Genomic DNA, 26,759 nt, shown 5'->3' on the forward strand with positions numbered 1-26,759 from the left:
CCAGGTCGGTAAAAACAACAACCGGAATTGTCCCCCATGCGCCACCACGGCGAAACTGCCCCCACCGCTGCCGGTGCCACTGCCAGTGGCACGGCCGCCAGCCCCGCGCCGGTCCAGTCGGACTGGGCCACCCTGCACCGATTGCTGCCCTACCTGTGGCAATACAAGTGGCGCGTGATCGCCGCCATCGTCTTCATGGTGGGCGCCAAGTTCGCCAACGTGGGCGTACCCATCCTGCTTAAGACGCTGGTCGATGCCATGAGCCTGAAGCCGGGTGACCCCACCGCGCTGCTGGTGGTGCCCGTGGGGCTGCTGGTGGCCTATGGCGCGCTGCGGTTGTCCACCTCGCTGTTCACCGAGCTGCGCGAGCTGGTGTTTGCCAAGGCCACCCAGGGCGCGGCGCGCTCGATTGCGCTGCAGACCTTTGAGCACCTGCATGCCCTGAGCCTGCGCTTTCACCTGGAGCGGCAGACCGGCGGCATGACGCGCGACATCGAGCGCGGTGTGCGCGGCATCGAGTCGCTGATCTCCTTCACCCTGTTCAACGTGGTGGCCACGCTGGTCGAGGTGGTGCTGGTGCTGTCGGTGCTGGCCATCAAGTTCGACGCCTGGTTTGCGTGGATCACGCTGGCGGCGTTGGCGCTGTACATCACCTTCACGGTGCTGGTGACCGAGTGGCGGACCCAGTTCCGCCGCGAGGCCAACGAGTTCGACTCGGCCGCGCATTCCAAGGCCGTGGATTCGCTGCTCAACTACGAGACGGTGAAGTACTTCAACAACGAAGGCTTTGAGGCCCGCCGCTACGACGAAAGCCTGGAGCGCCTGCGCCGTGCGCGCCTGAAGAGCCAGACCACGCTGTCCATGCTCAACACCGGCCAGCAGCTCATCATTGCCGTGGGCTTGGTGGCCATGCTGTGGCGCGCCACGCAGGGCGTGGTCGATGGCCGCATGACGCTGGGCGACCTGGTCATGGTCAACGCGTTCATGATCCAGCTCTACATCCCGCTCAACTTCCTGGGGGTGATCTACCGCGAGATCAAGCAAAGCCTCACCGACCTGGACAAGATGTTCACGCTGATGGACAAGGAGCGCGAGGTGGCCGATGCCCCCGGCGCCCAGCCGCTGGCAGGGTTGGACCAGCCCACCGTGCGCTTCGAGGACGTGGTGTTTGCGTATGACCCCAAGGGCGGGCGCACCATCCTGCAGGGCATCAGCTTCGAGATTCCGGCGGGCAAGACGGTGGCAGTGGTCGGGCCCTCGGGCTCGGGCAAAAGCACGCTGGCGCGGCTGCTGTTCCGCTTCTACGACATCCAGCGAGGCCGCATCACCATTGCGGGGCAGGAGATCCGCAGCGTGACGCAGGCCAGCGTGCGCCAGGCCATTGGCATCGTGCCGCAGGACACCGTGCTGTTCAACGACACCGTGGCCTACAACATTGCCTACGGCCGCCCCGGTGCCACGCAGGACGAGATCGAAGCCGCTGCCCGCGCCGCGCGCATCCACGACTTCATCGCCAGCACGCCCAAGGGTTACGCCACCATGGTGGGCGAGCGGGGGCTCAAGCTCTCGGGCGGCGAAAAGCAGCGCGTGGCGATAGCGCGCACGTTGCTCAAGAACCCGCCCATCCTGATCTTTGACGAAGCCACCAGCGCGCTGGACTCCGCCAACGAGCGCGCCATCCAGGCCGAGCTGCAGGGCGTGGCGCAGAACAAGACCACGCTGGTGATTGCCCACCGCCTGTCCACGGTGGTGGAAGCGCACGAGATCCTGGTCATGGACGCGGGCCGCATCATCGAACGCGGCACGCACGCGCAGCTGCTGGCCTTGGGGGGCCGCTACGCGAGCATGTGGTCCCTCCAGCAAAGCGATGCCTCCGCTTGAACCGCGTCTTTCTCTCTTTCATTTGTTTCGCGATTTGTCATCCATGAAGCCCGTCCTTCTCGCCCTCATGTTTTTGTCTGAAGAGCACATCGCCCAGATGGCCCAGACCTTTGAAGTGATCTACGCCCCTGACGCGCCGCAGGCCGCCGCTGCCATCGCGCAGCACGGCAGCCGCGTGCGGGTCGTGCTCACCATCGGCTCGGTGGGCCTGAGCCCGGCGCAGATCGATGCGCTGCCCGCGCTCACCCTCATCTGCGCACTGGGCGCAGGCTACGAGAACGTGGCGGTGGCCCATGCCAAGGCGCGCGGCATTGTGGTGGCCACCGGTGCAGGCACCAACGACGACTGCGTGGCCGACCACACCTGGGGCCTGCTGATTGCCGCACAGCGCCGCATCCTGCCGCTGGACAAGGCCACCCGCGCAGGCATCTGGCGCACCGCTTTGCCGCTGCCCCCCAATGTGTCGCACAAGCGCCTGGGCATCATCGGCCTGGGCACCATTGGCAAGAAGATTGCGCAGCGCGCCCTGGGCTTCGAGATCGAGGTGGGCTACCACAACCGCAGCGCCCGCACCGATGTGCCTTACCGCTACTTTGCCGATGTGGCAGCGCTGGTCGAGTGGGCAGACTTTCTTGTCATCGCCACGCCTGGGGGGGCGGGTACCAAGCATCTGGTCAACGCAGATGTGTTGAATGCGCTGGGCCCGCGTGGCGTGGTGGTCAACATCGCGCGCGGCAGCGTGATCGACACCGCTGCCCTGGCCGCAGCCCTGCGCGAAGGCCGCATAGCCGCAGCGGGCCTGGATGTGTACGAGAGCGAGCCCGCGCCCCCGGCCGAGCTGCTGGACCTGGACAACGTGGTGCTCACACCGCACGTGGCGGGCTGGTCGCCCGAGGCCGTGCAGGCCTCGGTAGACCGGTTCATGGAGAACGCCCGGCGCCACCTGGCGGGCGAGGCACCGGTCACGCCGGTGTGATGGGTTTCAGGTATTTCAGGCCGCTAGCGCAGGTGGAATATTCGCTTGTAGCTATTGAATCAGGAGCAATGGAATGTCTGTCGATCTGACGGCGCTGCAGGCCCGGTTGCGCGCATTTGCGGCAGAGCGGCAGTGGCAGCCGTTCCACACCCCCAAGAACCTGGCAATGGCGCTGATGGTCGAGGCGGCCGAGCTGGCCGAGATCTTTCAGTGGATGACGCCGGAGCAGTCGCTCGCCGTGCGTGAGGACCCGGCGCTGAAGGAGCCCATTGCCGATGAGGTGGCCGACGTGCTGCTGTACCTGCTGCAGCTCGCGGACCACGCGGGCGTGGACCTGGCCGAGGCAGTGGAGCACAAGCTGCGCAAAAACGCGGTCAAGCACCCAGTTCCCGATGATTTGAAGTGAAAGCGGCCGGTAGCGCTAGTGCAATATGCATTAGGTGCTATCAAATGAATAGTGAAATCGCGGGCGCTTCCCCAGCTGTCGCTTTCGCGCCCACCCAGCAAAAAGCCCCGCCATGGCGGGGCTTTGGCAAACACCGGGCGACTGTCGCGCACCGGTAACGGACGGACCCACTCAAGGGTCACTTCTTGCGTGCAGCAATGGCCTTCTCGGCAGAGCCCACGAGGTCGGCGCCGATCTGGCCCTTCCACTTTTCGTACACGGGGCGCGTGGCCTTCACGAACGCGTCGCGCTCGGCGGCGGACAGCTGCGTGACGGTCACGCCGTTGGCCGCGATTTCCTTGAGCAGGGGCTTGTCGGCCTCGACCATGCCTTTGCGGGCAATAGCGATTTCTTCCTTGCCGGCGTCGATGGCGGCCTGCTTCACGATCTCACGGTCCGCAGGGGTCCATGAAGCCCAGATGTCCTTGTTCACCACGAACACCAGCGGGTCGTTCACGTAGCCCCACATGGTGATGTGCTTCTGAGCCACGGTGTGCAGCTTGGCTGCCTGATACACGGCGATGGGGTTCTCCTGGCCGTCCACGGCGCCGCTGGCAAACGCGGGCTGTGCATCGGCCCAGCTCATCTGCGTGGGGTTGGCGCCCAGCGCGGTGAAGGTGTCCAGGAACAGGGGCGAGCCCACAACGCGGATCTTCAGGCCCTTGAGGTCGGCAGGGCTCTTGATGGCCAGCTTGGAGTTGGAGATTTCGCGGTAGCCGTTTTCACCCCAGGCGAGGGGCACGACGCCTGCCTTATCCAGCGTGGTGAAGATCTGCTTGCCCACATCACCCTGCGTCACCGCGTCCACAGCGGCGTAGTCAGGGAACAGGAAGGGCAGGGAGAACAGGTTGAGCTGCTTGACCTGGGGCGACCAGTTGATGGTGGAGCCCACGGCCATGTCGATCACGCCCTGGCGCAGCGCGCTGAACTCGCGCGTCTGGTCGCCCTGGATCAGCGACACGCCGGGGTAGAGCTTGATGTTGATGCGGCCATTGGTGCGCTCGCGCACCTTGTTGGCCCACAGCTCGCCGCCCTTGCCCCAGGGGAAGGCCGTGCCCAGCACCAGCGACATGCGGTATTCGCTCTTGTACGCGGTTTGCGCGATGGCAGCCGGTGCAGTGAAGGCAAGGGCAGCGGCAGCGGCCACGGCCGAAGTGAGGAAGGTGCGCAGTTTCATTGTTTCAGTCTCCTGGTTAGAAATTCATCAAAAGAGGTCAGTAGCCCAGCTTGGCGGGCAGCCACAGGGCCAGTTGCGGGAAGGCGATCACGGCCACCATCACGAGGAACATGGCAAACAACATCCAGCCCACCCAGCGCACGGTGGATTCCATGCGCACACCGGCAATGCGGCACGACACCATCAGGTTCACGGCCAGCGGCGGGGTGAACTGGCCCAGCGCCACCTTGAGGGTCAGGATCACGCCGAACCATACGGGGTCCCATTGGTAGTGCTGCATGATGGGCAACAAAAGCGGCACGAAGATCAGGAAGATCGAGATGCCGTCGAGGAACATGCCCACGGTGATGAGCAGCACGATGAGCAGCGCCAGCACGCCGTACTCGCCCAGACCCGAATTCACGATGGCGTTGGCCACCGGGTCGATCACGCCTAACGTGGAGAGTGAATACGCAAAGATGCCCGCGAGCGACACCACGATGAGGATCACCGCCGACAGCTCGCCCGATTCACGCAGGATGGGAAACAGGTCGCGCACGGTGATCGTGCGGTGGATCACCATGCCCACGAACAGGCCGTAGAACACGGCCACCACGGCTGCCTCGGTGGGCGTGAACCAGCCCGCACGCATGCCGCCCAAAATCAGCACCGGCGCTGCCAGACCCCAGGTGGCCTCGCGCAGGCTCTTCCAGAATGGGGGGCGGGGCATTTCGGCCTCCAGCGCGCCCATCTTGTGTTTGCGCGCCATCCACACGGCGGGCACGATCAGCGCCACACCAGCCAGCACGCCGGGCACCATGCCCGCCGCAAACAGCGCGGGCACCGAGGCCCCCGGCACGAGCACCGAGTAGATGATGAACGCCACCGAGGGCGGGATCAGGATGTCGGTGGCCGCAGCCGCGCCCACCACACTGGCCGAGAACGAGGGCGGGTAGCCCGCACGCGACATGGCCGCGATCATCACGCCGCCCACGGCGGCTGCATTGGCCGGGCCGGAGCCCGAGATGCCGCCGAGGAACATGGCCACCGCAATGGCCACCAGCGGCAGCATGCCCGGGCCGCGCCCGACGATGGCCACGGCAAAGTTCACGAGGCGCAGTGCCACGCCCGAGCGGTCGAAGATCGAGCCCACCAGCACGAACATCGGGATGGCCAGCAGCGGGTATTTGCCCAGGCCCGCGTAGAAGTTCTGCGGCACGGCCAGCAGGCCGAACCACTGGCTGTCGGCATTGGCCAGTGCGATGGCGGCGGCACCGGCCAGGCCGAGCGCGGCGCCAATGGGCACGCCCACAAACATCAGGCCCAAAAAGGCCACAAAAAGCAGCGTGGCGATCATGGTTGCGCGTCCTGGGGCGCCGGGGCGGCATCGTTGACCGTGCTGCGGCTGCGGCGAATGAACAGCCCGATGGCGCGCGCCGTGATGAGCGCCGAGAACACAGGCAGCCAGATCGAGTACCACCACTGCGGCACGCCAATGCCGGGCGAGGTTTCGCCGAAGCTGTAGTCGTCCCACACCACACGCACGCTCAGGACGGCGATGACGCCAAACAGCAGGGCCACCGTGGCCGCGCCCAGCATGGACAGGCGTTTGCTGCGCACCGCAGAGCCGCCTTCGGCAAAGTATTCGATACGGATGTGCTGGTCGCGCGCCACGGCGGCAGAACCTGCGATGAGCGCCAGCGCGATCATCAGGAACACCGAGATTTCTTCGGTCCAGGCAAACGAGGAGTTGGTGAAGTAACGCACCAGCACGTTGGCAAAGGTGATGAGTGCGAGGGCCGCCATGACGATGACGGTGAGCCAGTCTTCAAGGCGCAGCGAGCGGGGCTCGGCCTCGGGACTCGCGGCGCCGGGCAGTGCGTCGGTCGCAGGCCCTTGGGGAGAGGAGGAGGACATGGGGCAGGGGGAGGAGGAGAACAAACACGGGATAGGCGGGTCGCCCTGCCCGGCAGTGTTGTGCACCAGGGGCCTCGACGCGGAGCGCTGTAGGCGCCGCTTTCTATTATGCGATGGGTTGCTATGCATGCACACCATTGGTGCGCCGCGTCCGCACTGTGTAAACCCTCATGCCTGCGGCCAGCAGGCTCCAGCCCGCGCGCGGATAATGCGCCGATGGAAACCAAGTGGCTTGAAGATTTCGTCAGTCTTGCGGAAACCCGCAGCTTCAGCCGGTCAGCGCAGCTGCGGCATGTGACCCAGCCCGCGTTCTCGCGGCGGATCCAGGCGCTGGAGGCCTGGGCCGGCACCGATCTGGTGGACCGCAGCTCCTACCCCACCCGGCTGACCCCGGCCGGCAAAACCCTCTACGACCAGGCCCTGGAGATGCTCCAGTCGCTGCAGAACACGCGCGCCATGCTGCGTGCGCACACCAGCGCGGGCAAGGACATGATCGAGTTTGCTGTGCCCCACACGCTGGCGTTCACGTTCTTCCCGGCCTGGGTGTCCAGCCTGCACGACAAGTTCGGCCCGTTCAAAAGCCGCCTGATTGCGCTGAATGTGCACGACGCCGTGATGCGGCTGGTGGAGGGCGGTTGCGATTTGCTGATTGCCTACCACCACCCTTCGCAGCCGTTTCAGCTCGACGCCGACCGTTATGAAATGGTCAGCCTGGGGCAGGAGGTGCTATCGCCCTACAGCAAGGCCGACGCTGACGGCCAGCCCGTGCACCGCCTGCCGGGCCGAGCGGGGCAGCCGCTGCCCTACCTGGGCTATGCGCCCGGCGCTTACCTGGGGCGGGTGACCGAACTCATCCTCAAGCAGTCGCAGACACCCATCCACCTGGAGCGCGTGTACGAGACCGACATGGCCGAGGGCCTCAAGGCCATGGCGCTGGAAGGGCACGGCGTGGCCTTCTTGCCGCACAGCGCCGTGAAGAAGGAACTGCGCTCGCGCCGCCTCGTCAGTGCCGCACCCCCGGACGCCGAAGGCCTGCAAATGACCATGGATGTGCGCGCCTACCGCGAAAAGCCCAATGGCAAGGATGCCCCCAAAGGCACAGCGCAAGCGCTGTGGACCTACCTGCAGGCCCAAGCGGCCTCATGCTAAGGGTAAATACGGACATAAACAGTTTGCATAGTTGTGCGCCCAAACGGCATTGGAATTTCATCGGTTGGACACGTACAGTCTGCGCCATCGCCGGATCGGTAGAGCGCAGCGTGTGCCTTGGAAGGGCCCCACGGTGGCACGAAGATTGCAAACCCGGTTCATTCCGTCACAGAGGCATCGTATGAAAATTCAGCATTGGGTATGGGCCTGGGGCCTCGCAGCACTGTGCTGTGCGGTCGGTGCGTCTGCGCAGACCAGCGTGCTGGAACGCGTGGCCGGGGGCGGCAAGCTGGTCATTGCCTACCGCGAATCCTCGGTGCCTTTCTCTTACATCGACAGCCAGTCGGGCAAACCTGTGGGCTATGCGATGGACCTGTGCCTGCGCATGGCCGAGCTGGTGCGCAAGAAGACCGGCAAGAAGGACATGGAGATCGATCTGGTGCCTGCCACCTCGGCCAACCGCATGGCATTGATCGAACAGGGCAAGGCCGACATTGAGTGTGGCTCCACGACGAACAATGCCGAGCGGCGCCAGAGGGTGGCCTTCACCGTTCCCCACTTCATCACTGGAGCACGGCTCCTGGTCAAGGCCTCCAGCAGCATTGACAAGGTGGAGGACCTCAATGGCAAGAAACTGGTGTCCACCAAAGGCACCACGCCCCTGAAGGCGGCCGACCAGGCCAACCGTGAACGGTTGATGGGCATCACCATCGTGGAGGCGCCCGACCATGCCAAGGCCGTGGAGATGGTGGAAAAGGGCGAGGCCGACGCGTTTGTGATGGACGACGTGCTGCTGTACGGACTGGCTGCAGGGCGGCCCGACCCCAAGGCGCTCAAGGTGGTGGGCCGCTTCATGACGACCGAGCCCCTGGCCATCATGCTGCCCAAGAACGACCCCGAGTTCAAAAAGCTGGTGGACGAGGAAATGCGCCGCCTGATCACCAGCCGCGAGATTTATCCGATTTACGACAAGTGGTTCAACAAACCCATTCCGCCCAACAACACGGTGCTGAACCTGCCGGTCAGTTACTTGTTGCGCGACTTCTGGAAATACCCTACAGACCAGGTCCCGTTCTGACTAATACTCTGGGTTGCGTACTACCCCTTTTTGGAGTGTGGTTCTGACTGGTTACCCCCGGCAGGCCCTTGTCTCTAAAATCCGCCCCTTTTTTCGTTTTCAACACAAGGAGATCCCTATGAAGAAACATTTGCTCGCGGTTGCCGTGACCGCCTTGGCTGCTGGCAGCGTATTTGCCCAGGCCAATGACACTCTGGCCAAGATCAAGGCCTCCGGCAGCGTGACGCTCGGCGTGCGCGAGTCTTCGGGTCTTTCGTACACGCTGGGCAACGGCAAGTACGTGGGTTTCCACACCGAAATGGGTGAAATCGTCCTGCACGACATCCAGAAGCAGCTGGGCCTGGCCAAGCTGGACATCAAGTACCAGCCCGTCACCTCGCAGAACCGCATCCCCCTGGTGACCAACGGCACTGTGGACCTGGAGTGCGGCTCCACCACCAACAACGCCGCCCGCCAGAAGGACGTGGCTTTTGCCGTGACCACCTACGTGGAAGAAGTGCGCACCGTGGTGAAGGCCAATTCGGGCATCAACTCCATCAAGGACCTGAACGGCAAGACTGTGGCCACCACCACCGGCACCACCTCCGTGCAGACCCTGCGCAAGCACGAACGTGCTGGCGGCATCGACTTCAAGGAAGTGTTCGGCAAGGACCACGCTGACAGCTTCCTGATGCTGGAAACCGGCCGCGCTGACGCGTTCGTGATGGACGGCTCCATCCTGGCTGCCAACATCTCCAAGTCCAAGAACCCCGCCGACTACAAGATCGTTGGTGAAGTTCTGAGCGTGGAACCCATCGCCTGCATGCTGCGGAAGGACGACCCTGCCTTCAAGAAGGCCGTGGACGACTCCATCAAGCGCCAGATCGCCGACGGCTCGCTGGCCAAGCTGTACGACAAATGGTTCATGCAACCCGTGCCACCGACCAACACCAAGATCGGTCTGCCCATGTCTGACGCCACCAAGGCAGCCTGGGCCAACCCCAACGACAAGCCCATGGAAGACTACGCCAAGAAGTAATCTTCGCAACGCTTGTGCCCCTTCGGCCAACCGGTTTGAAGGGGCTTTTTTGTTGGGTGGGCCAAGGGTGGCGCCCAACGCATAACCAAAATTTGAAGGGGTGCTCCTATGAGTTGGGATTGGCAGGTGTTCTGCCAGGACACCATGGACCGGGAAGTCGTGCAAAGCTGCTTTGGCAAGGGCGGCGACATCACGTACCTGGACTGGATGCTGTCGGCCTGGGGCTGGACCGTGTCCGTTTCGCTGCTGGCGCTGCTGCTGGCACTTGTGTTGGGTTCCATCATCGGTACGCTGCGCACGTTGCAGGACCGTCCGATGATCGTTCGGCTGGGTAATGCCTGGGTCGAGCTGTTTCGCAATATTCCGCTGCTGGTGCAGATTTTCCTCTGGTACCACGTGCTGCCCACCCTGTTCCCGGTGCTGCGCGGCGTGCCCGGTTTTGCGCTGGTGGTGTTGGCGTTGGGTTTCTTTACCTCGGCGCGTATCGCCGAGCAGGTGCGCTCGGGCATTCAGGCCCTGCCACGCGGCCAGCGGTACGCCGGCATGGCCATGGGGTTCACCACGTTCCAGACTTACCGCTATGTGCTGCTGCCCATGGCGTTTCGCATCATCATTCCGCCGCTGACCAGCGAGACGATGAACATCTTCAAGAACTCGTCCGTGGCGTTTGCCGTGTCGGTGGCCGAACTCACCATGTTCGCCATGCAGGCGCAGGAAGAAACCTCGCGCGGCATTGAGGTCTACCTGGCGGTGACTACGCTGTACATCCTCTCGGCGTTTGCCATCAACCGCATCATGGCCTTCATTGAAAAGCGTGCGCGCATCCCGGGCATGGTTGTGAGTGGCGCGGCCGGAGGGGGGCATTGATATGAATCTCGATTTCTCCTTCTACAACTGGGACCTGATCTCCAACTTCGTGCTCAAGGGGCTGTATTTCAGCCTGATCCTCACGCTGGTGGCGACCGTAGGCGGCGTGCTGTTCGGCACCGTGCTGGCGCTCATGCGCCTGTCGGGCAAGAAGTGGCTGGATGTGCCCGCCACCATCTACGTCAACGGCATGCGCTCCATCCCGCTGGTGATGGTGATCCTGTGGTTCTTCCTGCTGGTGCCGGCCATCATCGGCCGCCCTATCGGTGCGGAAGTGTCTGCCGTCATCACCTTCATCGCCTTTGAAGCGGCGTACTTCAGCGAAATCATGCGTGCGGGCATCCAGTCCATCCCGCGCGGCCAGGTGTATGCAGGCCAGGCGCTGGGCATGACCTACGGCCAGAACATGAAGCTGGTGGTGCTGCCCCAGGCGTTCCGCAACATGCTGCCCGTGCTGCTCACGCAGACCATCATCCTGTTCCAGGACACGTCGCTGGTCTATGCCATTGGCGCCTACGACATGCTCAAGGGCTTTGAAGTGGCAGGCAAGAACTTTGGCCGTCCGATCGAGGCGTACCTGGCGGCTGCGGTTCTGTACTTCGTGATGTGCTACGCGCTGTCCTGGATGGTCAAGCGCCTGCACCAGAAGATCGCGATCATCCGCTGATCGACGCTGGTGCTAAAGAGATTGGATTGAGGAAAAAGAAATGATCGAACTCAAGAACGTATCCAAGTGGTATGGCCCGGTGCAGGTACTCAACGAGTGCTCGGCCACCATCAACAAGGGTGAAGTGGTGGTGGTGTGCGGCCCGTCGGGCTCCGGCAAGTCCACGCTCATCAAGACCATCAATGCGCTCGAACCCTTCCAGAAGGGCGAGATCACGGTCGATGGCGTGAAGCTGCATGACCCCAGCACCAACCTGCCCAAGCTGCGCAGCCGTGTGGGCATGGTGTTCCAGCACTTCGAGCTGTTCCCCCACCTGTCGGTGACGGACAACCTGACGATCGCGCAGATCAAGGTGCTGGGCCGCAGCGCGGACGACGCCAAGAAGCGCGGCCTCAAGATGCTGGAACGTGTGGGCCTGATTGCGCACAAGGACAAGTTCCCCGGCCAGCTCTCGGGCGGCCAGCAGCAGCGTGTGGCCATCGCGCGCGCTCTCTCCATGGACCCCATCGTGATGCTGTTCGACGAACCCACGTCGGCGCTCGACCCCGAAATGGTCGGCGAAGTGCTGGACGTGATGGTGGGCCTGGCCAACGAAGGCATGACCATGATGTGTGTGACCCACGAAATGGGCTTTGCGCGCAAGGTGAGCAACCGCGTGATCTTCATGGACGTGGGCGGCAAGATCCTGGAAGACTGCTCGAAGGACGAGTTCTTCAACAACCCCGATGCGCGCCAGCCCCGCACCAAGGACTTTCTCAACAAGATCCTGCAGCACTGAATGCTGCCTTGCACTCCGCGTCGCACGGCGCGGTGCAACGAAAAGGCGCTCCTCGGAGCGCTTTTTTCATGGCCCCCCGGTTGCTGGAGACGCGTGCTGCGCGCAGGCTAGCGCTTGCCCCTTCGACCGGAGGGCGAAGGGCCTTCCACAATGAGCTGGGACTCAAAATCCGTCCACAGGTCGTCGCGCCGCTTCAGCGCCTCGGACACCGCCTTGTGCCGCAGCTGCGCCACGGCCGACACCAGCGCATTGCACAGGAAGAACGCAGCGGTGTACGAGTCGAACGGCGACGCATTGGATGTGCGTACCTGCAGCCGGAGGTGGGCCATGGCGGCCAAGGGCGCAGCGGCGCTGTCGGTGATGGCCAGCACCTGGGCGCCCGCGTCGCGAAAGCGCTGCGCCACTTTCACCGGCCCGCTGGCGTAGCGGCGGATGCTGAACACCAGCAAAGCGTCCTCGGGCTGGATCCACAGCAGCTGGTCGGTTGCGTCCACCGCGCCAGCCCCCAGCTCGTGCACGCCGGGGCGGCACATGTTCAGGTGCAGCGCCAGCCAGGCGGCCACCGGGGCGCTGTTGATCTGCGCCAGCACAAAAATGCGCCCCTTGCCCTGTGCGATGCGCGTCACCATGGCCTCGAAGGCCGCCATGTCCAGTCCGTCGCGCGTGGTGGTGAGGTTGTGCTGGTCGTGCAGCAGCGCATCGTCCACACACTGCTGCAGGCTGCGTCGGGTGCCGATGGTGACTGGGGCGCGCTGCCCGGCCGTTTGCAGCAGGGCAGTGACCTCGGCCCGCGCCTCACGCTGGGCCTCGGCATAGCTGCCGTAGCCCAGCTTGGCAAACAGCCGCACCACGGTCGATGCACTGGTGCCAGTGCGCGCAGCGAGGGCGGTGGCGGACTCCAGCAGGGCGTGGGGGTAGTCGCGCCCCAGGGCCTCGGCCAGCGCCCGTTCGCTGGCGGTCAGGTCGGCGTCCTGGCGGGCCAGCCGCTCGGTGAGCAAGGCGGTGGATTCTTGCAATGATGATTTCATAAAGTACTCAATCGTGCAAAATACGTTGCAAAGCCCGGAGTCGCATGCAACACTGCGACCCAAATTTTGCCCCCACCCGGGCGTTTCCCAAGGACAAAGATGCTCAATACCCCGAACGAAACCCGACTGCCGGTGCATGCTCAGGTGCTGGACTGGCTGGCCCGGCAGCAGCAGGCCATGCAAGACCTGTTGCAAAAAGTGGTCAACATCGAGAGCGGCAGCCGCAATGAAGCGGGCGTGACGGCGGTGGCGCATGCTTTGGCCGAGCGCCTGCAGGCGGCCGGCGTGCCCGTGCAGTTCGAGCCCGTGCCCGGCTATGGCGTGCTGCTGCACGCGCAGGTCAACCCGGCAGAGGGCGCTGCAGCCGATGGCGCGCCCATCATCCTCATGGGGCACATGGACACGGTGTTTCCCGATGGCACGGTGGCCAAGCGCCCCTACCGCGAAGAAGCGGGGCGCGCCTATGGCCCCGGCGTGGCCGACATGAAGTCGGGCTTGGTGCTCAATGTGTTTGTCGCCGAGGCCTTTGCACGCTGCGGTGGGCTGAAGGCCCCTCTGCACCTGTTCTTCTCGTGTGACGAAGAGGTCGGCTCGCCCGCCACGCGCGATCTCATCATGGCCCGCGTGCGTGGCGCGCGTGCAGTGTTCAATGCCGAGCCCGGCCGCGTCAGCGGCAACGTGGTCACCAGCCGCAAGGGCTCGATGGTGGTGGAGTTCGAGGTGCAGGGCGTGGCCGCACATGCGGGCATCAACCACGCCGCAGGTGCCAGCGCCATTGACGCCCTGGCGCGCAAGACGCTGGCGCTGCACGCGCTGACTGACACTGCCACGGGCGTGACCTGCAACGTGGGCGTGGTGCAGGGCGGCATCGTGCCCAACATGGTGGCCCCTCACGCGCGCGCCGAGGTGGACTTGCGCTTTACCGCCGACACCAACCCTGACGACCTGCTGGAGCGCGTGCGCGCCATCGTCGAAGATGAATGCGTGCCCCGCACCCAGGGCCGCATCACCACCACGCGCCGCTCTCTGCCCATGAAGCCCACGCCCGACTACCTGCTGGCGCTGTACCAGCAGGGCGCGCGTGCGCTGGGCTTTGAGGTGCAGGGCGAGTTCACCGGCGGCGCGGCCGACAGCGGCCTCACCGCCTCGGTGGGCGTGCCCACGCTGTGCGCCACCGGCCCCGTGGGCGGCCACCCGCACACCGAGCGCGAGTACTGCGAGCTGTCCACCTTCGTGCCCCGCGCACAAGCCGTGGCACTGGCCGTGCTGGCACACCCCTGATTCTTTCCGTCCCTGTGGGACCTGCTGGACCTGTTTTGACCCGTTTTCTGAGTTCCTTGACTGCCATGACCGCCACCACTTCCCGCCGCCATCTCCTGACCACTGGCCTGGGCCTCGCAGGCCTTGCTGCATTGCCCGCCATGGCGCAAGACAAGTTCCCTTCGCGCCCGATCACGCTGGTGGTGCCCTTCCCGCCGGGTGGGTCGGTGGACATCATGGCGCGCCAGTATTCCGAGCCGCTGTCGCGCGTGCTGGGCGTGCCCATCGTGGTGGAAAACCGCGCCGGCGCGGGTGGCTCGGTGGGCGCGCAGTATGTGGCGCGCTCCAAGGCCGATGGCTACACCCTGGTCGTGTCGTCGCAAAGCAGTCACCTGGCCAACCCGCTGACCCAGCCCAAGATCGGCTACGACCCGGTCAAGGATTTTGAGAACATCGCCATCCTGGGCCGCCAGCCCAACGCGCTGGTGGTGCACAGCAGCCTGCCGTTCAAGACCTTCAAGGAGTTCATCGACTACGCCAAGAAGAACCCGGGCAAGCTCAACTACGGCAGCGGCGGCGTGGGCAGCATGGGCCAGCTCAATGTGGAAATGCTCAAGGTGTCCACGGGCGTGTTCACCACGCACATTCCCTACCGTGGGGGCACGCCGCTGATCACGGGCGTGCTGGGCAACGAGGTGCAGTTCATCCTCGACAACCTGGTCATCATGCTGCCGCATATCCAGGCGGGTAAGGTGCGCGCCCTGGCTGTGGCCGCCGACCAGCGGCTGCCGCAGCTGCCGGGCGTGCCCACCATGGCCGAGGTGGGCCACCCCGAGCTGAACCTTACCTCCTGGACCGGTCTGGCCGCCCCGGCCGGCACGCCCGAGTCTGTGGTGCAGACCCTGTACAAAGCCGTGCGCCAGGTGGCCACGTCGCCCGCCATGGTGGCCAACCTCAAGGACCGGGGCGTGATCGTGCCGGAAGAGATGCCGCCCGCTGCGTTCGAAAAGATGATGGCCGACCGCATGGTGAAGTTCGGCGCAGTCGTCAAACGCGCGGGCATCACCGCCGAATAAACCGGTCCACCTGCCCGTAGCGCGCCGGTTTTGAGCGATTTTGCTCGGTAGCGCTACGTTCATATGCCTTGACAGCTATGAAAATGAGAGCGTTTGGGAGCCTCTTGCCCACAATGGGACAATCACACCCATGACTGCAGCCCCCGAAACCCTCACCATCACCCGCCCCGACGACTGGCACCTGCATGTGCGCGACGGCGAGCCCTTGCACACCGTTGTGCCGCACACGGCCGCCCAGTTCGGCCGCGCCATCATCATGCCCAACCTGCGCCCACCGGTCACCACGGCCGAGCAGGCCCTGGCGTACAAGCAGCGCATCCTGGCCGCCGTGCCCGCCGGTATGCAGTTCGAGCCGCTGATGACGCTGTACCTGACGGACAACCTGCCGCCCGAAGAAATCGTGCGCGCCAAGGCCGCCGGCGTGGTGGCCTGCAAGCTCTACCCCGCAGGCGCCACCACCAACAGCGATGCGGGCGTGACCGACATCCGCAAGACCTACAAAACGCTCGAAGCGATGCAGAAGGCCGGCATGCTCCTGCTGGTGCACGGCGAGGTCACCAGCAGCGACATCGACCTGTTCGACCGCGAGGCCGTGTTCATCGAGCAGCAACTCATCCCGCTGCGCCGCGACTTCCCCGAGCTGAAGATCGTCTTCGAGCACATCACCACCAAGGACGCGGCCGACTACGTGATGCAGGCCGACCGCTTCACGGCCGCCACCATCACCGCGCACCACCTGCTGTACAACCGCAACGCCATCTTCATCGGCGGCGTGCGTCCGCACTACTACTGCCTGCCCGTGCTCAAACGCGAAACGCACCGCGTGGCCCTGGTGCAGGCCGCCACCAGCGGCAGCGGCAAGTTCTTTCTGGGCACCGACAGCGCACCCCACCCGGCGCACCTCAAGGAGCACGCCACCGGCTGCGCGGGCTGCTACACCGCCCACGCCGCCATCGAGATGTATGCCGAGGCATTCGACAACGCCGGTGCGCTCGACCAGCTCGAAGGCTTTGCCAGCTTCCACGGCCCGGACTTCTACAGCCTGCCGCGCAACACCGGCACCATCACCCTGCGCCGCGAGTCGTGGACACCGCCCGACAGCTTTGCGTTTGGCGAAGCCGAACTCAAGCCCCTGCGCGCCGGTGAAGCCCTGCCGTGGCGGCTGGTGTAAGTCAGCCTTTCGACGCCATCGACTGGAGCGCTCCCTGGCTGGCGCCGTGGCGCGCCCTGGGCCAACCCCTGGCCCAGCAGCTGCTGCAGGATGACCCATCGGTGCACCAGACATTGCAGACCGCAGCGCCACAGGCTGCCCCGGTGGTCTTCGTCCCCCAGTCCGACCTACCCGAAGGCACCGCCTACGAGCAGTACATCTGGGACACCCGCCGTGTGCCCACGCGCGACAACCTGCACGACTTCTTCAACGGCCTGGTCTGGCTGCAGTTTCCGCGAACCAAGCGGCGCCTGAACCAGCTGCAGGCCCAGGCCATCGCCGCCGATGGCGTGCAGGCCGTGCGCGGACCGCTGCGCGATGCACTCACGGTGTTTGATGAAAACGGCGCACTGCTGCAGGCGCCGGATGCCCTGTGGGACGCGCTCCGGGCGAGGGACTGGCAGCGCCTGTTCATCGACCTGCGCCCGCTGTGGCGCGAGGCCCGGCTGGTGCTGTTCGGGCACGCACTGCTCGAAAAGCTGGTCTCTCCACGAAAACCCATGGTGGCGCACGTATTTCATGCGCCGGTAGCTATGAATTCAATAGCGTATGTGGATGGGTGGCTGGCCGATCAGGTAGAAGCCTCGGCATGGTCCACCAAGCCCTTCACGCCGCTGCCGGTGCTGGGCGTGCCCGGCTGGTGGCCTGCCAACGAGGCGCCGGGCTTCTATGACGATGCGCAGGTGTTCCGGCCCTTGCGCGCAGCGCCTGTGCCGTAATTCCCGCCAAGCCTTGTGTGATAAGGCCCTGGCCGGGGTTTGCACCTACCATAGCGCGATGCAATCGCGGCCATGGGGCGGGTGCCGTTGTCACCCAGGGTGGCGGCGCTTGAAGCGCGGCACCCGGCCCCCATCTGAGCCAGCAAACACTCGTTGTTGTTTACCCCACGGAGAAACCATTCCATGAAGCGGATCCTTTTGTTTGTGATGACCAACCTGGCCGTCGTTGTCGTGCTGGGGGTGGTGGCCAGCCTGCTGGGCGTCAACCGCTACCTCACGGCCAACGGCCTGAACCTGGGCGCGCTGCTGGGCTTCGCGCTGGTCATGGGTTTTGGCGGCGCGATCATCTCGCTGCTCATCAGCAAGCCCATGGCCAAGTGGACCTCGGGCGTGCGCGTGATCGACGGCTCCGGCTCGCCCGACGAGCGCTGGATCGTCGAGACCGTGCGCAAGTTCGCCGACCAGGCCCAGATCGGCATGCCTGAAGTCGGCATCTTTGAAGGCGACCCCAATGCCTTTGCCACGGGCGCGTTCAAGAACTCGGCGCTGGTGGCCGTGTCCACCGGCCTGCTGCAGGGCATGACGCGCGAAGAGGTCGAGGCCGTGATCGGCCATGAAGTGGCCCACATCGCCAACGGCGACATGGTGACCATGACGCTGATCCAGGGCGTGATGAACACCTTTGTGGTGTTCCTGTCGCGCGTGATTGGCTATGCGGTGGACAGCTTTCTGCGCAAGAACGACGAGAACAGCTCGGGCCCCGGCATCGGCTACTACGTGACCACCATCGTGCTCGACATCGTGCTGGGCTTCCTGGCCGCGATGATCGTGGCCTGGTTCAGCCGCCAGCGCGAGTTCCGCGCCGACGCAGGCGCTGCCCAGCTGATGGGACGCCGCCAGCCCATGATCAACGCGCTGGCCCGCCTGGGCGGCATGCACCCCGGCGAGCTGCCCAAGAGCGTGGCGGCCATGGGCATCGCCGGTGGCATTGGCAAGCTGTTCAGCACCCACCCGCCCATCGAAGAGCGCATTGCTGCGTTGCAAAACGCTCAGCAGCAGCATTAACCCGCTGCAGGCGCTGCGCCTGACCGACCCGAGGGCCGCCACAGTCTTGCACTGTGGCGGCTTTTTTTGTGGGTGTGCGGGCAGCTGTTGGGCGGCTGTTGCTTTGGCGCTCCGGCAGGGTGGGGCCTGTTGTGTGCCGGCTCAAGGACTTGTAACCTTTTGTCGATACATTCCCGACGGGTGCCTCCCTGAACGGTAGGCCCGCGTTGTCCCAATCACCCTCACGAGAGCCTCCCATGTCCATCTCCCACGCACGTGTTGCCGTCCGCCTGGCCCTGGCTTTTGGTGTGGTCTGCCTCGTCATGTCCCTGTCGGCGGCGGTGGGCATCTGGCGGCTGGCCGGGCTGCAGGACATTGCGGACGACCTGGGCGGTGCGTCGTCCGAGCGCGCGCTGCTGGCGCGGGAGCTGCACGCCATCGTGGTGCTCAGCTCGGCCCGCGCCGAAACGCTGCTGGAGATCGATAACAACCCCACCTATGCGGCACGCATCGACGCCGACCGCAAGACCACCTCGGCCCGCTCGTCCGAAGTACGCAAGCGCCTGGACGAGCTGGCGGCAGACCCGGAATCGCAGGCCTTGTTCGACACCATTGACAAGGCCGGCAACGGCTTTCGCACGGTTCGGGACGACCTCGTCAAGCGCCGCAAGGCGGGCGAGGCCTTGCCGCCCGACGCCATTGCCAACCAGCTGCGCCCTGCCGCTGACGCCTATGCCGCTGCCGTGGACAAGCTGGCCGACTACCAGCGCCAGCGCGTGGCCGAGGCGCGCGCCGCTGCGGCCCGCAGCGAGAGCCAGGGCATCACGCTGCTGGCAGCGGGCTCGCTGGTGGGCCTGCTGCTGAGCCTGGCCTGCGCCTGGCTGCTGTCGCGCTCCATCCTGCAGCCCTTGGCCCATGCGTCCGAAGTGACTGACCGCATTGCCGAAGGCGACCTCACCTCCCCCGTGCCCGCGCCGCAGGCGGGTAACCGCGACGAACTGCAAGCGCTGCTGGCGCGCCTGGGCGGCATGCAGGCGCGGCTGGCCGAGCTGGTGGTGGGCATGCGCCAGGCCAGCACGTCGGTGGCCGGGGCCAGCAGCGAGATCGCGGCGGGCAACAGCGACCTGTCGGCCCGCACCGAGCAGACGGCCTCCAACCTCGAAGAGATCGCCGCCAGCATGGAGGAGCTGCTGGCCACCGTGCGCCACAGCGCCGACGCGGCTGCGCAGGCCAGCACCCTGGCCACTGGCGCCAGCAGCGTCGCCCAGCGCGGGCGCGAGGCGGTGGACCGTGTCGTGGGCACCATGGATGGCATTGCGCTGTCGTCGCGCCGCATAGCGGACATCACCAGCGTCATCGATGGCATTGCCTTCCAGACCAACATCCTGGCGCTGAACGCTGCCGTGGAGGCGGCCCGTGCGGGCGAGCAGGGGCGGGGCTTTGCGGTGGTGGCCAGCGAAGTGCGCAGCTTGGCCCAGCGCTCGGCCACGGCGGCCAAGGAGATCGGGGGCTTGATCAGCGACAGCGTACGGCAGGTGGACGAGGGCACGCAGCTGGTCCACGCCGCTGGCAGCACCATGGGCGAGATCGTCCAGTCCGTGCAGCAGGTGGCTACCATCATTGGCGAGATCAGCACTGCCGCCCGCGAGCAGACCACGGGCCTCAGCCAGGTGGGCGAGGCGGTCTCGCAGCTCGACCAGATGACCCAGCAGAACGCCGCGCTGGTGGAAGAGTCGTCCGCCGCCGCGCAAGGCCTGCGCGTGCAGGCGCAGCAACTGGCCGAGCTGGTGGAGGCCTTCCGCCTGCCTGCAGCCGCTGGGGGCCAGAAGGCGCTGCGGTAAGCCTGCAGGTCAGGTGCGGGTCACCATCAGCCCCAGCCACGGCCAGTAGGTCAGCGCAAAAACCACCAGCAGGATCACCCCGGTCAGCGTGATCACGATGCCGGTGCGCACGAAGTCGTGCGCGTCGAAGGTGTCGGTGCCGTAGGCGATCATGTTCTGCGGCGCGTTCACCGGCAGGATGAAGCCAAAGCTCACCACGAACTGCAGGATCATCGTCATGCCCACGATGTTGATGCCAGGCGTCTGCACGGTGGACAGCACGCTGATGACGATGGGAATCATGGTGGACGCCAGCGCCGTGGCGCTGGCAAAGCCCAGGTGAATGACGATCAGGAACGCGGACAGCAGCATCAGGATGGCAAAGGCCGACGCCATCTGCAGGCCCAGGTGGCCCACGATGAGCTGGGCCAGCCATCCCGCCGCCTTGGTCTGCAGCAGCGCAGAGCCCACGCTGATGCCCACCGCGAACAGCACCACCGTACCCCACGGGAACCCCTTTTGCGACTGCTTCCAGTCCATCACGCCGATGCGCGGAAACAGCATCAGCGCCACGGCAGCAATGGTGGTGGAGGTGGTGTCAAAGTCGTGCAGCACCTTCTCGGTGGACCAGAACCCCAGCAGCACCAGCACCACGGCCAGCAGCTTCCACTGGTTCAGCGTCATCGGGCCCAGTTCGGCCAGCTGCTGCCGAATGGTCTCCTGCCCGCCCGCAATTTCCTTCATCTCGGGCTTCATCATGCGCGTCATGATGAAGAACAGCGCCACCGTCATCAGGGCTGCAAATGGGGCGGCCGCCACAAACCATTCGCCCCAGGTGATCTGCGCACCGAGCTGCTTTTCGATGAAGCCGATGGCCACCATGTTCTGCGCGGCGGCGGTCTTGACGCCCACGTTCCAGATGCTGGCCGTCTGCGCCGTGGTGATGACCAGCAGCGCGGCAAAGCGGCTCTTGCGGTCTACCTTGAAGGCCAGCACAAAGCCCATCATGATCGGCATCAGGCAGGCCACGCGCGCCGTGGTACTGGGCACGATGAACGACAGCAGAAAGCCCACCACCATGGCCCCGATCACGATGTGGTGCGTCTGGGCGCCGACTTTGGACAGCACCGTGAGCGCGATGCGCCGGTCGAGCCCCGTGGCGGTCATGGCCGACGCAATGAAACACGCGGCAGCGACCAGCGCCACGGCGCTGTTGGCAAAGCCCGAGAGTGCGAGGTTCAGCGCCGCGCCCGTGCCCATGTCCGCGCCATCGGGTTTGGCCACGCTGGGTGCGTAGGCCAGCAAGAACACCATCAGCGCGACGATCACCACCGCGCTCACCGAGTATTCGAGCGCTTCGGTCATCCAGACGATCACCGCGAACGCGAGGATGGCCAGCATGGTCTGCCCCGCCACCGGCAACCCGGCCGGGGTGGGCAAGGCCAGCACGGCCAGCAGCGCCACCAGGGCGCCGAGCAGGCCGAGCCGTTTGGCGAGGCTCGCCGATGCAGGGGCAGGTGCCGGGGATGTGGTCGGTGCGGCAGTGGACATGGGGTGGCTCCGGTGAAGGCGCGCTGGGCGCGAACCCTTGCGCCGCGCGTGCGGATGCATGGTCGGCCCAAGGGCTTCCAGTGTTGCGCGCTGTCCGCTGCGGGTGTTGATTCAGGTCAAGGAGGAACGGTGGTGGGACCGCGTTCGCAGCGGGGCGGAGAGGCTGCTGCGTCTCATGCCCCCACATCCACCCGCCAGCGCCTGCGCGGCGCACGCAAGGCGTGGCGCTTGCGGTACTCCCCCGGTGCCATGCCGGTGTAGCGCACAAAGATGCGGCGGAACGCAGCCGGGTCGGCATAGCCGCAGGCCACCGCAATGCTGGGCACACTCTCCAGCGTCACCTCCAGCAGCACCTTGGCGCGTGCGCAGCGCAGGCTGTGCAAGTGGTCCAGCGGCGACTGCGACAGCTCCTGCTGAAAGTGCCGCAGCAAGGTGCGCGGGCTCACCGCCGCCGCTTCGGCCAATCGGGCCAGCGAGTACGGTTCGTCCAGATGGTTCTCCATCCAGGCCATGGCGCGGGCCAGGGTGCTGTCGCGTGTGGCGGGGATGTGTTGCTGCGCGTTGGCCTGCAGGGCGGCACGGGCGCGGTCGTGGTCGGGCCGCAGCACGCTGGCGCAGGTCTGGGCCAGCGCATCGCCCAGCGCGTGGCGCACCAGAGCAATCGCCATCTCCCCCAGGCTGTGGGGCAGCGCGCAGCTGAGCCAGGGGCCGTCATCGCTCAGGTCGTGACCGGCGTCCAGCCCCACCTCGGGAAAGTCCCGCTCAAACCCGGCCAGGTAGAACCACGGCAGGCAGCCGCGGCGGCCCTGCAGGCGCCCGCTCTGCGCCGCCAGCCAGGCACCGTTGCCCACGGTAAGCACCTTGTGCCCGGCATCCAGCGCAATGCCGATCTGGCGCGAGAGGGCGCGGTGGCGCGACGCCACATCGCGGATGGCCGGGATGTCGGCCGCGTGGAACGAGGGGATGAACCAGGCCTGTGCGGGGCTGTCGGCCGGCGCCGCCGTGGGCTGCGTGTAGACCGCCAGCGGGCCCGGCTGGTGCGGCAGGGGCTGGCCCTGGGCATCCAGCAGCCGCCAGGCTAGGCGGGGCGAGCCTGCACCACCTCGCAGGCCGGCCAGCAGGTTGGCGCCGCGCAAGAGGTCGATGAACTGCAGTGCGTTGCCCACCGCTGATTCGGGCAGCAGCGGGATGTCGATGCGAAAAACCGGTGCCGTCGCAGACAGGACAGAAGAACGGGGCATGGCGATATTGGCTCTGTGGATGGCCATTTTCGCTTGTCTGCAGCGCGGGGTGGGCCCGTAGCATGAACGTGCGTTTTTTGCTGCGTTCCCTTTTGTTTTCACTTCCTGCACGGATCTGCCTCATGCACAAACCCCTCTCTGCCATCTCGCTGGCCACCGGCCTGCTTCTCAGCGGGCTCACGTTCGCATCGTCCGCCCAGGCCCAGGCGCTGGATGCCGCCGGCCTGCAGGCCATCGACGCCGCCGTGACGGCCGTGGCGCCCAAGATGGTCAACTGGCGCCGCGACATCCATTCCCACCCCGAACTCTCGGGCCAGGAAGTGCGCACCGCCAAGCTGGTGGCCGAGCACCTGAAGAAGCTGGGCATGGAAGTGCAGACCGGCGTGGGCGGCACCGGCGTGGTGGGCACGCTCAAGGGCGGCCTGCCCGGCAAGGTGGTGGCCCTGCGCGCCGACATGGACGCGCTGCCCGTGCAGGAGAACACCGGTCTGCCGTTTGCCAGCAAGGCCAAGGCCAACTACCTGGGCAAGGAAGTGCCTGTGATGCACGCCTGTGGCCATGACGCCCACACCGCCATGCTGATGGGCGCGGCCGAAGTGCTGGCGGGCATGAAGGCCCAGCTGCCCGGCACGATCAAGTTCATCTTCCAGCCCGCCGAAGAGGGCGCGCCGGTGGAGCCCGATGCCAGCGGCAAGGTGCCCAGCTTCGGCGCCAAGGCCATGATCGAAGCCGGTGCGCTCAAGGACGTGCAGGCCATCTACGGGCTGCACATCACCTCCAACCTGCCTGGTGGCGTGGTGGGCTACCGCAGCGGCCCGCTGATGGCCGGGTCGGACAACATCACCATCCATGTGGAAGGGCGGGGTGGCCATGGCTCGTCGCCCTGGGCCACCATCGACCCCATCGTGGCCGCCAGCCAGGTGGTGATGGGCCTGCAGACCGTGGTGAGCCGCCAGCTCAACATCAGCCAGGAACCGGCCGTGGTCACCATCGGCCAGATCCAGGGCGGCACGCGCTACAACATCATCCCCGACAAGGTGGAGATGTTGGGCACGCTGCGCACGTTTGACGAAGACATGCGGCAGGAAGCGCTCAAGCGCATCACCACCACGGCCGAGTCGATTGCTGCTGCCAGCGGCGCCAAGGCCAGCGTGCGTTTTGGCCCCGTGGCCTATCCCGTGACCACCAACCCCGCCCAGCTCACGCAGGCCTCGCTGCCCGCGCTGAACCTGGCGATGGGCGGCAAGACCATGGTGATCCCCAAGGTCGCTGGGTCCGAAGACTTCTCGGAGTTCCAGAAGGTCGTGCCGGGCTTCTTCTACTTCCTGGGTGCGCCACCCAAGGGCAAGGAGTTTGCCAAGGCGCCGCCCAACCACTCTGCGCTGTTCGACATCGACGAAGACCAGCTGCCCACCGGCGCACGCAGTCTGGCCGCGCTGGCCGTGGACTTTTTGCAGCGCAAGTAAAAAGAAGCGGAAAGAAGACGGGCGCCGTGCGGCTCAGGCCGCGCGGTGGTGCGTTGCCAGCTGGCGGCCGATGAGCAGGCGAAATGGCAGCAGCAGCGCCACCCCCAGCCCCAGCTTCACGCCCAGGTCCCCCAGCGCCCAGGTGACCCACGGGTCGCTGGTGCCTGCAAACGCAATGCTCCAGAACACGGCGGTGTCCAGCACCGCTGCGAGCAGCGTGGCCACCAGCGGCGCGCGCCACCAGGTACCGTGGCGCAGGCGGTCGAACACGCTGATGTCCAGCCACTGCGAGAGCAAAAACGCGGTGCCCGACGCGATGGCAATGCGCACCGGCGCCAGCACCAGCGAGGCCGCCACCGCCACCGCAAACCCCACCCACGCCACCCGCCGCGCCTGCTGCGGGCCGTGGGCGCGGTTCACAAGTTCGCTCACCAGAAAAGCCACCGGGTAGGTGATGGCGCCCCAGGTGAGCCAGTCATTGAGCGGGAACTGCACCAGGATGTTGGACGCCAGCACCACGGCGGCCATGGCCAGGGTCGCCGCTGCAAACTGCGGCAGGCTGGGCGCCCGCATCATGCGGCCGCGCCGAGCAGGCTGCGCGCCACGGCTTCACCGACCTTGATGCCATCCACGCCCGCCGACAGAATGCCGCCCGCGTAGCTGGCGCCTTCGCCCGCCGGGTACAGGCCGGGCGTGTTCAGGCTTTGCAGGTTGTCGCCGCGCCCGATCTTGAGCGGCGACGAGGTGCGCGTCTCCACGCCCGTCAGCACCGCGTCGTGCATGTCAAAGCCCTTGAACTTTCGGCCGAACACCGGCAAGGCCTCGCGCAGCGCCTCAATGGCGTAGCCGGGCAGGGCGGCGTGCAGGTCGCCCAGGGCCACGCCGGGTTTGTACGACGGCTCCACGCTGCCCAGCTGGGTCGATGGCTTGCCGGCAATGAACTCGCCCACCAGTTGGCCCGGCGCGCTGTAGTCGCGCCCGCCCAGCACAAAGGCGTTGGATTCGAGCTGGCGCTGCAGCACGCTGCCCGACAGCGGGTGGAACTGCCCGGCGGGCATTGCTTCCACGCCGTAGGTCTGGCCCAGGTGGGTTTCAAACGCCTGCGCGTCCTGCGGGTAGTCGCGCGGGTCGATGCCCACCACCATGCCCGCGTTGGCATTGCGCTCGTTGCGCGAATACTGGCTCATGCCGTTGGTCACCACGCGGTTCGGCTCGCTGGTGGCGGCCACCACGGTGCCGCCGGGGCACATGCAAAAGCTGTACACCGCGCGGCCATTGCTGGCGTGATGCACCAGCTTGTAGTCGGCCGCACCCAAGAGCGGGTGGCCCGCGTGGCGGCCCCAGCGGGCGCGGTCGATCACGCCCTGCGGGTGTTCGATACGGAAGCCCACGGAGAACGGCTTGGCCTCCATCGCCACGCCGCGCTCGTACAGCATGGCAAAGGTGTCGCGCGAGCTGTGGCCCAGCGCCATCACCACATGGTCGGCCCGCAGCTCGGTGGTTTCGCCCGTGGCCTGGTTCAGCACCTTGAGGCCGCGCAGGTGGCGATTGGCTCCTGTGCCTTCAATGATCACGTCCGTCACGCGCTGCTCAAAGCGGATCTCGCCGCCCAGCGCAATGATCTGCTCGCGCAGGTTCTCCACCACCTTCACCAGCTTGAAGGTGCCGATGTGCGGGTGGGCCACATACAGGATTTCTTCGGGAGCACCGGCTTTGACGAACTCGTTCATCACCTTGCGGCCCAGGTGGCGTGGGTCCTTGATCTGGCTGTAGAGTTTGCCGTCGCTGAAGGTGCCTGCGCCGCCTTCGCCAAATTGCACGTTGCTTTCGGCATGCAGCTCGCGCTTGCGCCACAGGCCCCAGGTGTCTTTGGTGCGTTCGCGCACGGTCTTGCCGCGCTCCAGCACGATGGGCTTGAAGCCCATTTGCGCCAGCACCAGTGCCGCAAAAATGCCGCAGGGGCCAAAGCCCACCACCACAGGGCGCAGGGGCAGGTTGGCAGGTGCCTGGCCCACGGGGTGCCAGGCCATGTCGGGCGTGGGCTGGATGTGCGGGTTGCCTGCAAACTGGGCGAGCAGCGCGGCTTCGCGCTCGGGCTGGGCCAGCGTGATGTCCACGATGTACACGGCCAGCAGATCGGCCTTGCGGGCATCAAAGCTGCGCTTGAAGACGTGCAGGTGGGCGATGTCGGCGTCGGAGATGCCCAGGATGTGGGTGACAGCGGCGCGCAGGGGCGCCTCGGGGGCTTCGGCAGCGGTGAACGGCAGCCGGATTTCAGAGAGTCGGATCATGGTCTTGCGGGCCCGTGTCGATCGGGCGAAAAGCAATGGCGTGGGGCCGGGATGATACGGGGTCTGCGCAGCGGGCGGAACCCCACCGGCCTACGCGACCGGGGTGTGGGAGGCGCTGGCT

24 protein-coding genes are annotated in these 26,759 nt (G+C 65.9%); 16 read left to right on the top strand and 8 right to left on the bottom strand.

The window, feature by feature from the left end; translation table 11 throughout:
- Positions 1 to 36: 36 nt before the first annotated feature.
- From C380_RS03405 to C380_RS03415, 3 genes are all read left to right on the top strand, one after another.
- Entirely contained in the window at positions 37 to 1,881 is a 1,845-nt protein-coding gene (locus tag C380_RS03405) for an ABC transporter ATP-binding protein/permease (RefSeq protein ID WP_015012493.1), read from the top strand.
- Positions 1,882 to 1,924: 43 nt separating this feature from the next.
- Positions 1,925 to 2,857 carry a 2-hydroxyacid dehydrogenase gene (locus tag C380_RS03410; RefSeq protein ID WP_043566012.1) on the top strand — a complete coding sequence of 311 codons (933 nt, stop codon included), beginning with the start codon at positions 1,925 to 1,927 and terminating at the stop codon, positions 2,855 to 2,857.
- Positions 2,858 to 2,930: 73 nt separating this feature from the next.
- Positions 2,931 to 3,263, top strand: a complete 333-nt coding sequence (locus tag C380_RS03415; protein ID WP_015012495.1) for a nucleotide pyrophosphohydrolase — start codon at positions 2,931 to 2,933, stop codon at positions 3,261 to 3,263.
- 178 nt (positions 3,264 to 3,441) lie between these two features.
- Here C380_RS03415 and C380_RS03420 read toward each other — a convergent pair whose 3' ends face one another.
- From C380_RS03420 to C380_RS03430, 3 genes are read right to left on the bottom strand one after another with little or no spacing between them, the layout of a single operon-like run.
- Positions 3,442 to 4,479: a DctP family TRAP transporter solute-binding subunit gene (locus C380_RS03420; RefSeq protein ID WP_015012496.1), complete on the bottom strand. Its 1,038-nt coding sequence runs from the start codon at positions 4,477 to 4,479 to the stop codon at positions 3,442 to 3,444.
- A 37-nt stretch (positions 4,480 to 4,516) separates the two neighbouring features.
- The gene (locus tag C380_RS03425) at positions 4,517 to 5,815 is read right to left on the bottom strand and encodes a TRAP transporter large permease (protein ID WP_015012497.1); all 1,299 of its coding nucleotides are present in this window, start codon (positions 5,813 to 5,815) and stop codon (positions 4,517 to 4,519) included.
- Positions 5,812 to 6,375, bottom strand: coding sequence for a TRAP transporter small permease (locus C380_RS03430; protein ID WP_043565111.1), 564 nt, complete (start codon positions 6,373 to 6,375; stop codon positions 5,812 to 5,814). The genes C380_RS03425 and C380_RS03430 overlap by 4 nt, the downstream gene beginning before the upstream one ends.
- Before the next feature lie 216 nt (positions 6,376 to 6,591).
- Between C380_RS03430 and C380_RS03435 the strand changes: the two genes are divergently transcribed.
- The 6 genes from C380_RS03435 to C380_RS03460 all read left to right on the top strand — a co-directional run bounded on the left by C380_RS03435 (position 6,592) and on the right by C380_RS03460 (position 11,932).
- Positions 6,592 to 7,524 carry a LysR family transcriptional regulator gene (locus tag C380_RS03435; RefSeq protein ID WP_015012499.1) on the top strand — a complete coding sequence of 311 codons (933 nt, stop codon included), beginning with the start codon at positions 6,592 to 6,594 and terminating at the stop codon, positions 7,522 to 7,524.
- Positions 7,525 to 7,705: 181 nt separating this feature from the next.
- Positions 7,706 to 8,602 carry an amino acid ABC transporter substrate-binding protein gene (locus C380_RS03440; protein ID WP_015012500.1) on the top strand — a complete coding sequence of 299 codons (897 nt, stop codon included), beginning with the start codon at positions 7,706 to 7,708 and terminating at the stop codon, positions 8,600 to 8,602.
- Positions 8,603 to 8,720: 118 nt separating this feature from the next.
- Entirely contained in the window at positions 8,721 to 9,620 is a 900-nt protein-coding gene (locus C380_RS03445; RefSeq protein WP_015012501.1) for an amino acid ABC transporter substrate-binding protein, read from the top strand.
- 108 nt (positions 9,621 to 9,728) lie between these two features.
- Positions 9,729 to 10,487, top strand: a complete 759-nt coding sequence (locus C380_RS03450; RefSeq protein WP_015012502.1) for an amino acid ABC transporter permease — start codon at positions 9,729 to 9,731, stop codon at positions 10,485 to 10,487.
- A gap of 1 nt (position 10,488) precedes the next feature.
- A complete protein-coding gene (locus tag C380_RS03455; RefSeq protein WP_015012503.1) occupies positions 10,489 to 11,154 on the top strand; it encodes an amino acid ABC transporter permease in 666 nt (221 codons plus the stop codon).
- A 40-nt stretch (positions 11,155 to 11,194) separates the two neighbouring features.
- Positions 11,195 to 11,932, top strand: a complete 738-nt coding sequence (locus tag C380_RS03460) for an amino acid ABC transporter ATP-binding protein (RefSeq protein WP_015012504.1) — start codon at positions 11,195 to 11,197, stop codon at positions 11,930 to 11,932.
- A 107-nt stretch (positions 11,933 to 12,039) separates the two neighbouring features.
- Here the strand turns inward: C380_RS03460 and C380_RS03465 are convergent, their stop codons facing one another.
- Positions 12,040 to 12,960 carry a MurR/RpiR family transcriptional regulator gene (locus tag C380_RS03465; RefSeq protein WP_015012505.1) on the bottom strand — a complete coding sequence of 307 codons (921 nt, stop codon included), beginning with the start codon at positions 12,958 to 12,960 and terminating at the stop codon, positions 12,040 to 12,042.
- A gap of 99 nt (positions 12,961 to 13,059) precedes the next feature.
- Here C380_RS03465 and C380_RS03470 point away from each other — a divergent pair, with 99 nt between their 5' ends.
- From C380_RS03470 to C380_RS03495, 6 genes are all read left to right on the top strand, one after another.
- Complete coding sequence (locus tag C380_RS03470; RefSeq protein ID WP_015012506.1) at positions 13,060 to 14,241, top strand: M20 family metallopeptidase; 1,182 nt, start codon at positions 13,060 to 13,062, stop codon at positions 14,239 to 14,241.
- Positions 14,242 to 14,306: 65 nt separating this feature from the next.
- A complete protein-coding gene (locus C380_RS03475; RefSeq protein ID WP_015012507.1) occupies positions 14,307 to 15,296 on the top strand; it encodes a tripartite tricarboxylate transporter substrate binding protein in 990 nt (329 codons plus the stop codon).
- Positions 15,297 to 15,426: 130 nt separating this feature from the next.
- On the top strand, positions 15,427 to 16,467 hold the full coding sequence (pyrC, locus tag C380_RS03480; protein WP_015012508.1) for a dihydroorotase: 1,041 nt from the start codon (positions 15,427 to 15,429) through the stop codon (positions 16,465 to 16,467).
- On the top strand, positions 16,452 to 17,225 hold the full coding sequence (locus C380_RS03485; protein WP_015012509.1) for a DUF3025 domain-containing protein: 774 nt from the start codon (positions 16,452 to 16,454) through the stop codon (positions 17,223 to 17,225). Before pyrC ends, C380_RS03485 begins: the two co-directional genes overlap by 16 nt.
- A gap of 183 nt (positions 17,226 to 17,408) precedes the next feature.
- Positions 17,409 to 18,290, top strand: coding sequence for a protease HtpX (gene htpX, locus C380_RS03490; RefSeq protein ID WP_015012510.1), 882 nt, complete (start codon positions 17,409 to 17,411; stop codon positions 18,288 to 18,290).
- A gap of 236 nt (positions 18,291 to 18,526) precedes the next feature.
- Positions 18,527 to 20,110, top strand: coding sequence for a methyl-accepting chemotaxis protein (locus C380_RS03495; protein ID WP_015012511.1), 1,584 nt, complete (start codon positions 18,527 to 18,529; stop codon positions 20,108 to 20,110).
- A 9-nt stretch (positions 20,111 to 20,119) separates the two neighbouring features.
- Here C380_RS03495 and C380_RS03500 read toward each other — a convergent pair whose 3' ends face one another.
- A complete protein-coding gene (locus C380_RS03500; RefSeq protein WP_015012512.1) occupies positions 20,120 to 21,640 on the bottom strand; it encodes a DASS family sodium-coupled anion symporter in 1,521 nt (506 codons plus the stop codon).
- A gap of 173 nt (positions 21,641 to 21,813) precedes the next feature.
- Complete coding sequence (locus tag C380_RS03505; protein WP_043566015.1) at positions 21,814 to 22,881, bottom strand: GlxA family transcriptional regulator; 1,068 nt, start codon at positions 22,879 to 22,881, stop codon at positions 21,814 to 21,816.
- A gap of 122 nt (positions 22,882 to 23,003) precedes the next feature.
- Between C380_RS03505 and C380_RS03510 the strand changes: the two genes are divergently transcribed.
- Entirely contained in the window at positions 23,004 to 24,347 is a 1,344-nt protein-coding gene (locus C380_RS03510) for an amidohydrolase (protein ID WP_015012514.1), read from the top strand.
- A 33-nt stretch (positions 24,348 to 24,380) separates the two neighbouring features.
- On the opposite strand, the gene C380_RS03515 is transcribed toward C380_RS03510, so the two are convergent.
- Complete coding sequence (locus tag C380_RS03515) at positions 24,381 to 24,923, bottom strand: VUT family protein (protein ID WP_015012515.1); 543 nt, start codon at positions 24,921 to 24,923, stop codon at positions 24,381 to 24,383.
- Complete coding sequence (locus C380_RS03520; RefSeq protein ID WP_015012516.1) at positions 24,920 to 26,638, bottom strand: NAD(P)/FAD-dependent oxidoreductase; 1,719 nt, start codon at positions 26,636 to 26,638, stop codon at positions 24,920 to 24,922. Before C380_RS03520 ends, C380_RS03515 begins: the two co-directional genes overlap by 4 nt.
- Positions 26,639 to 26,759 lie beyond the last annotated feature (121 nt).

This window comes from Acidovorax sp. KKS102 (assembly GCF_000302535.1).
Taxonomy (GTDB): Bacteria; Pseudomonadota; Gammaproteobacteria; order Burkholderiales; family Burkholderiaceae_C; genus Acidovorax.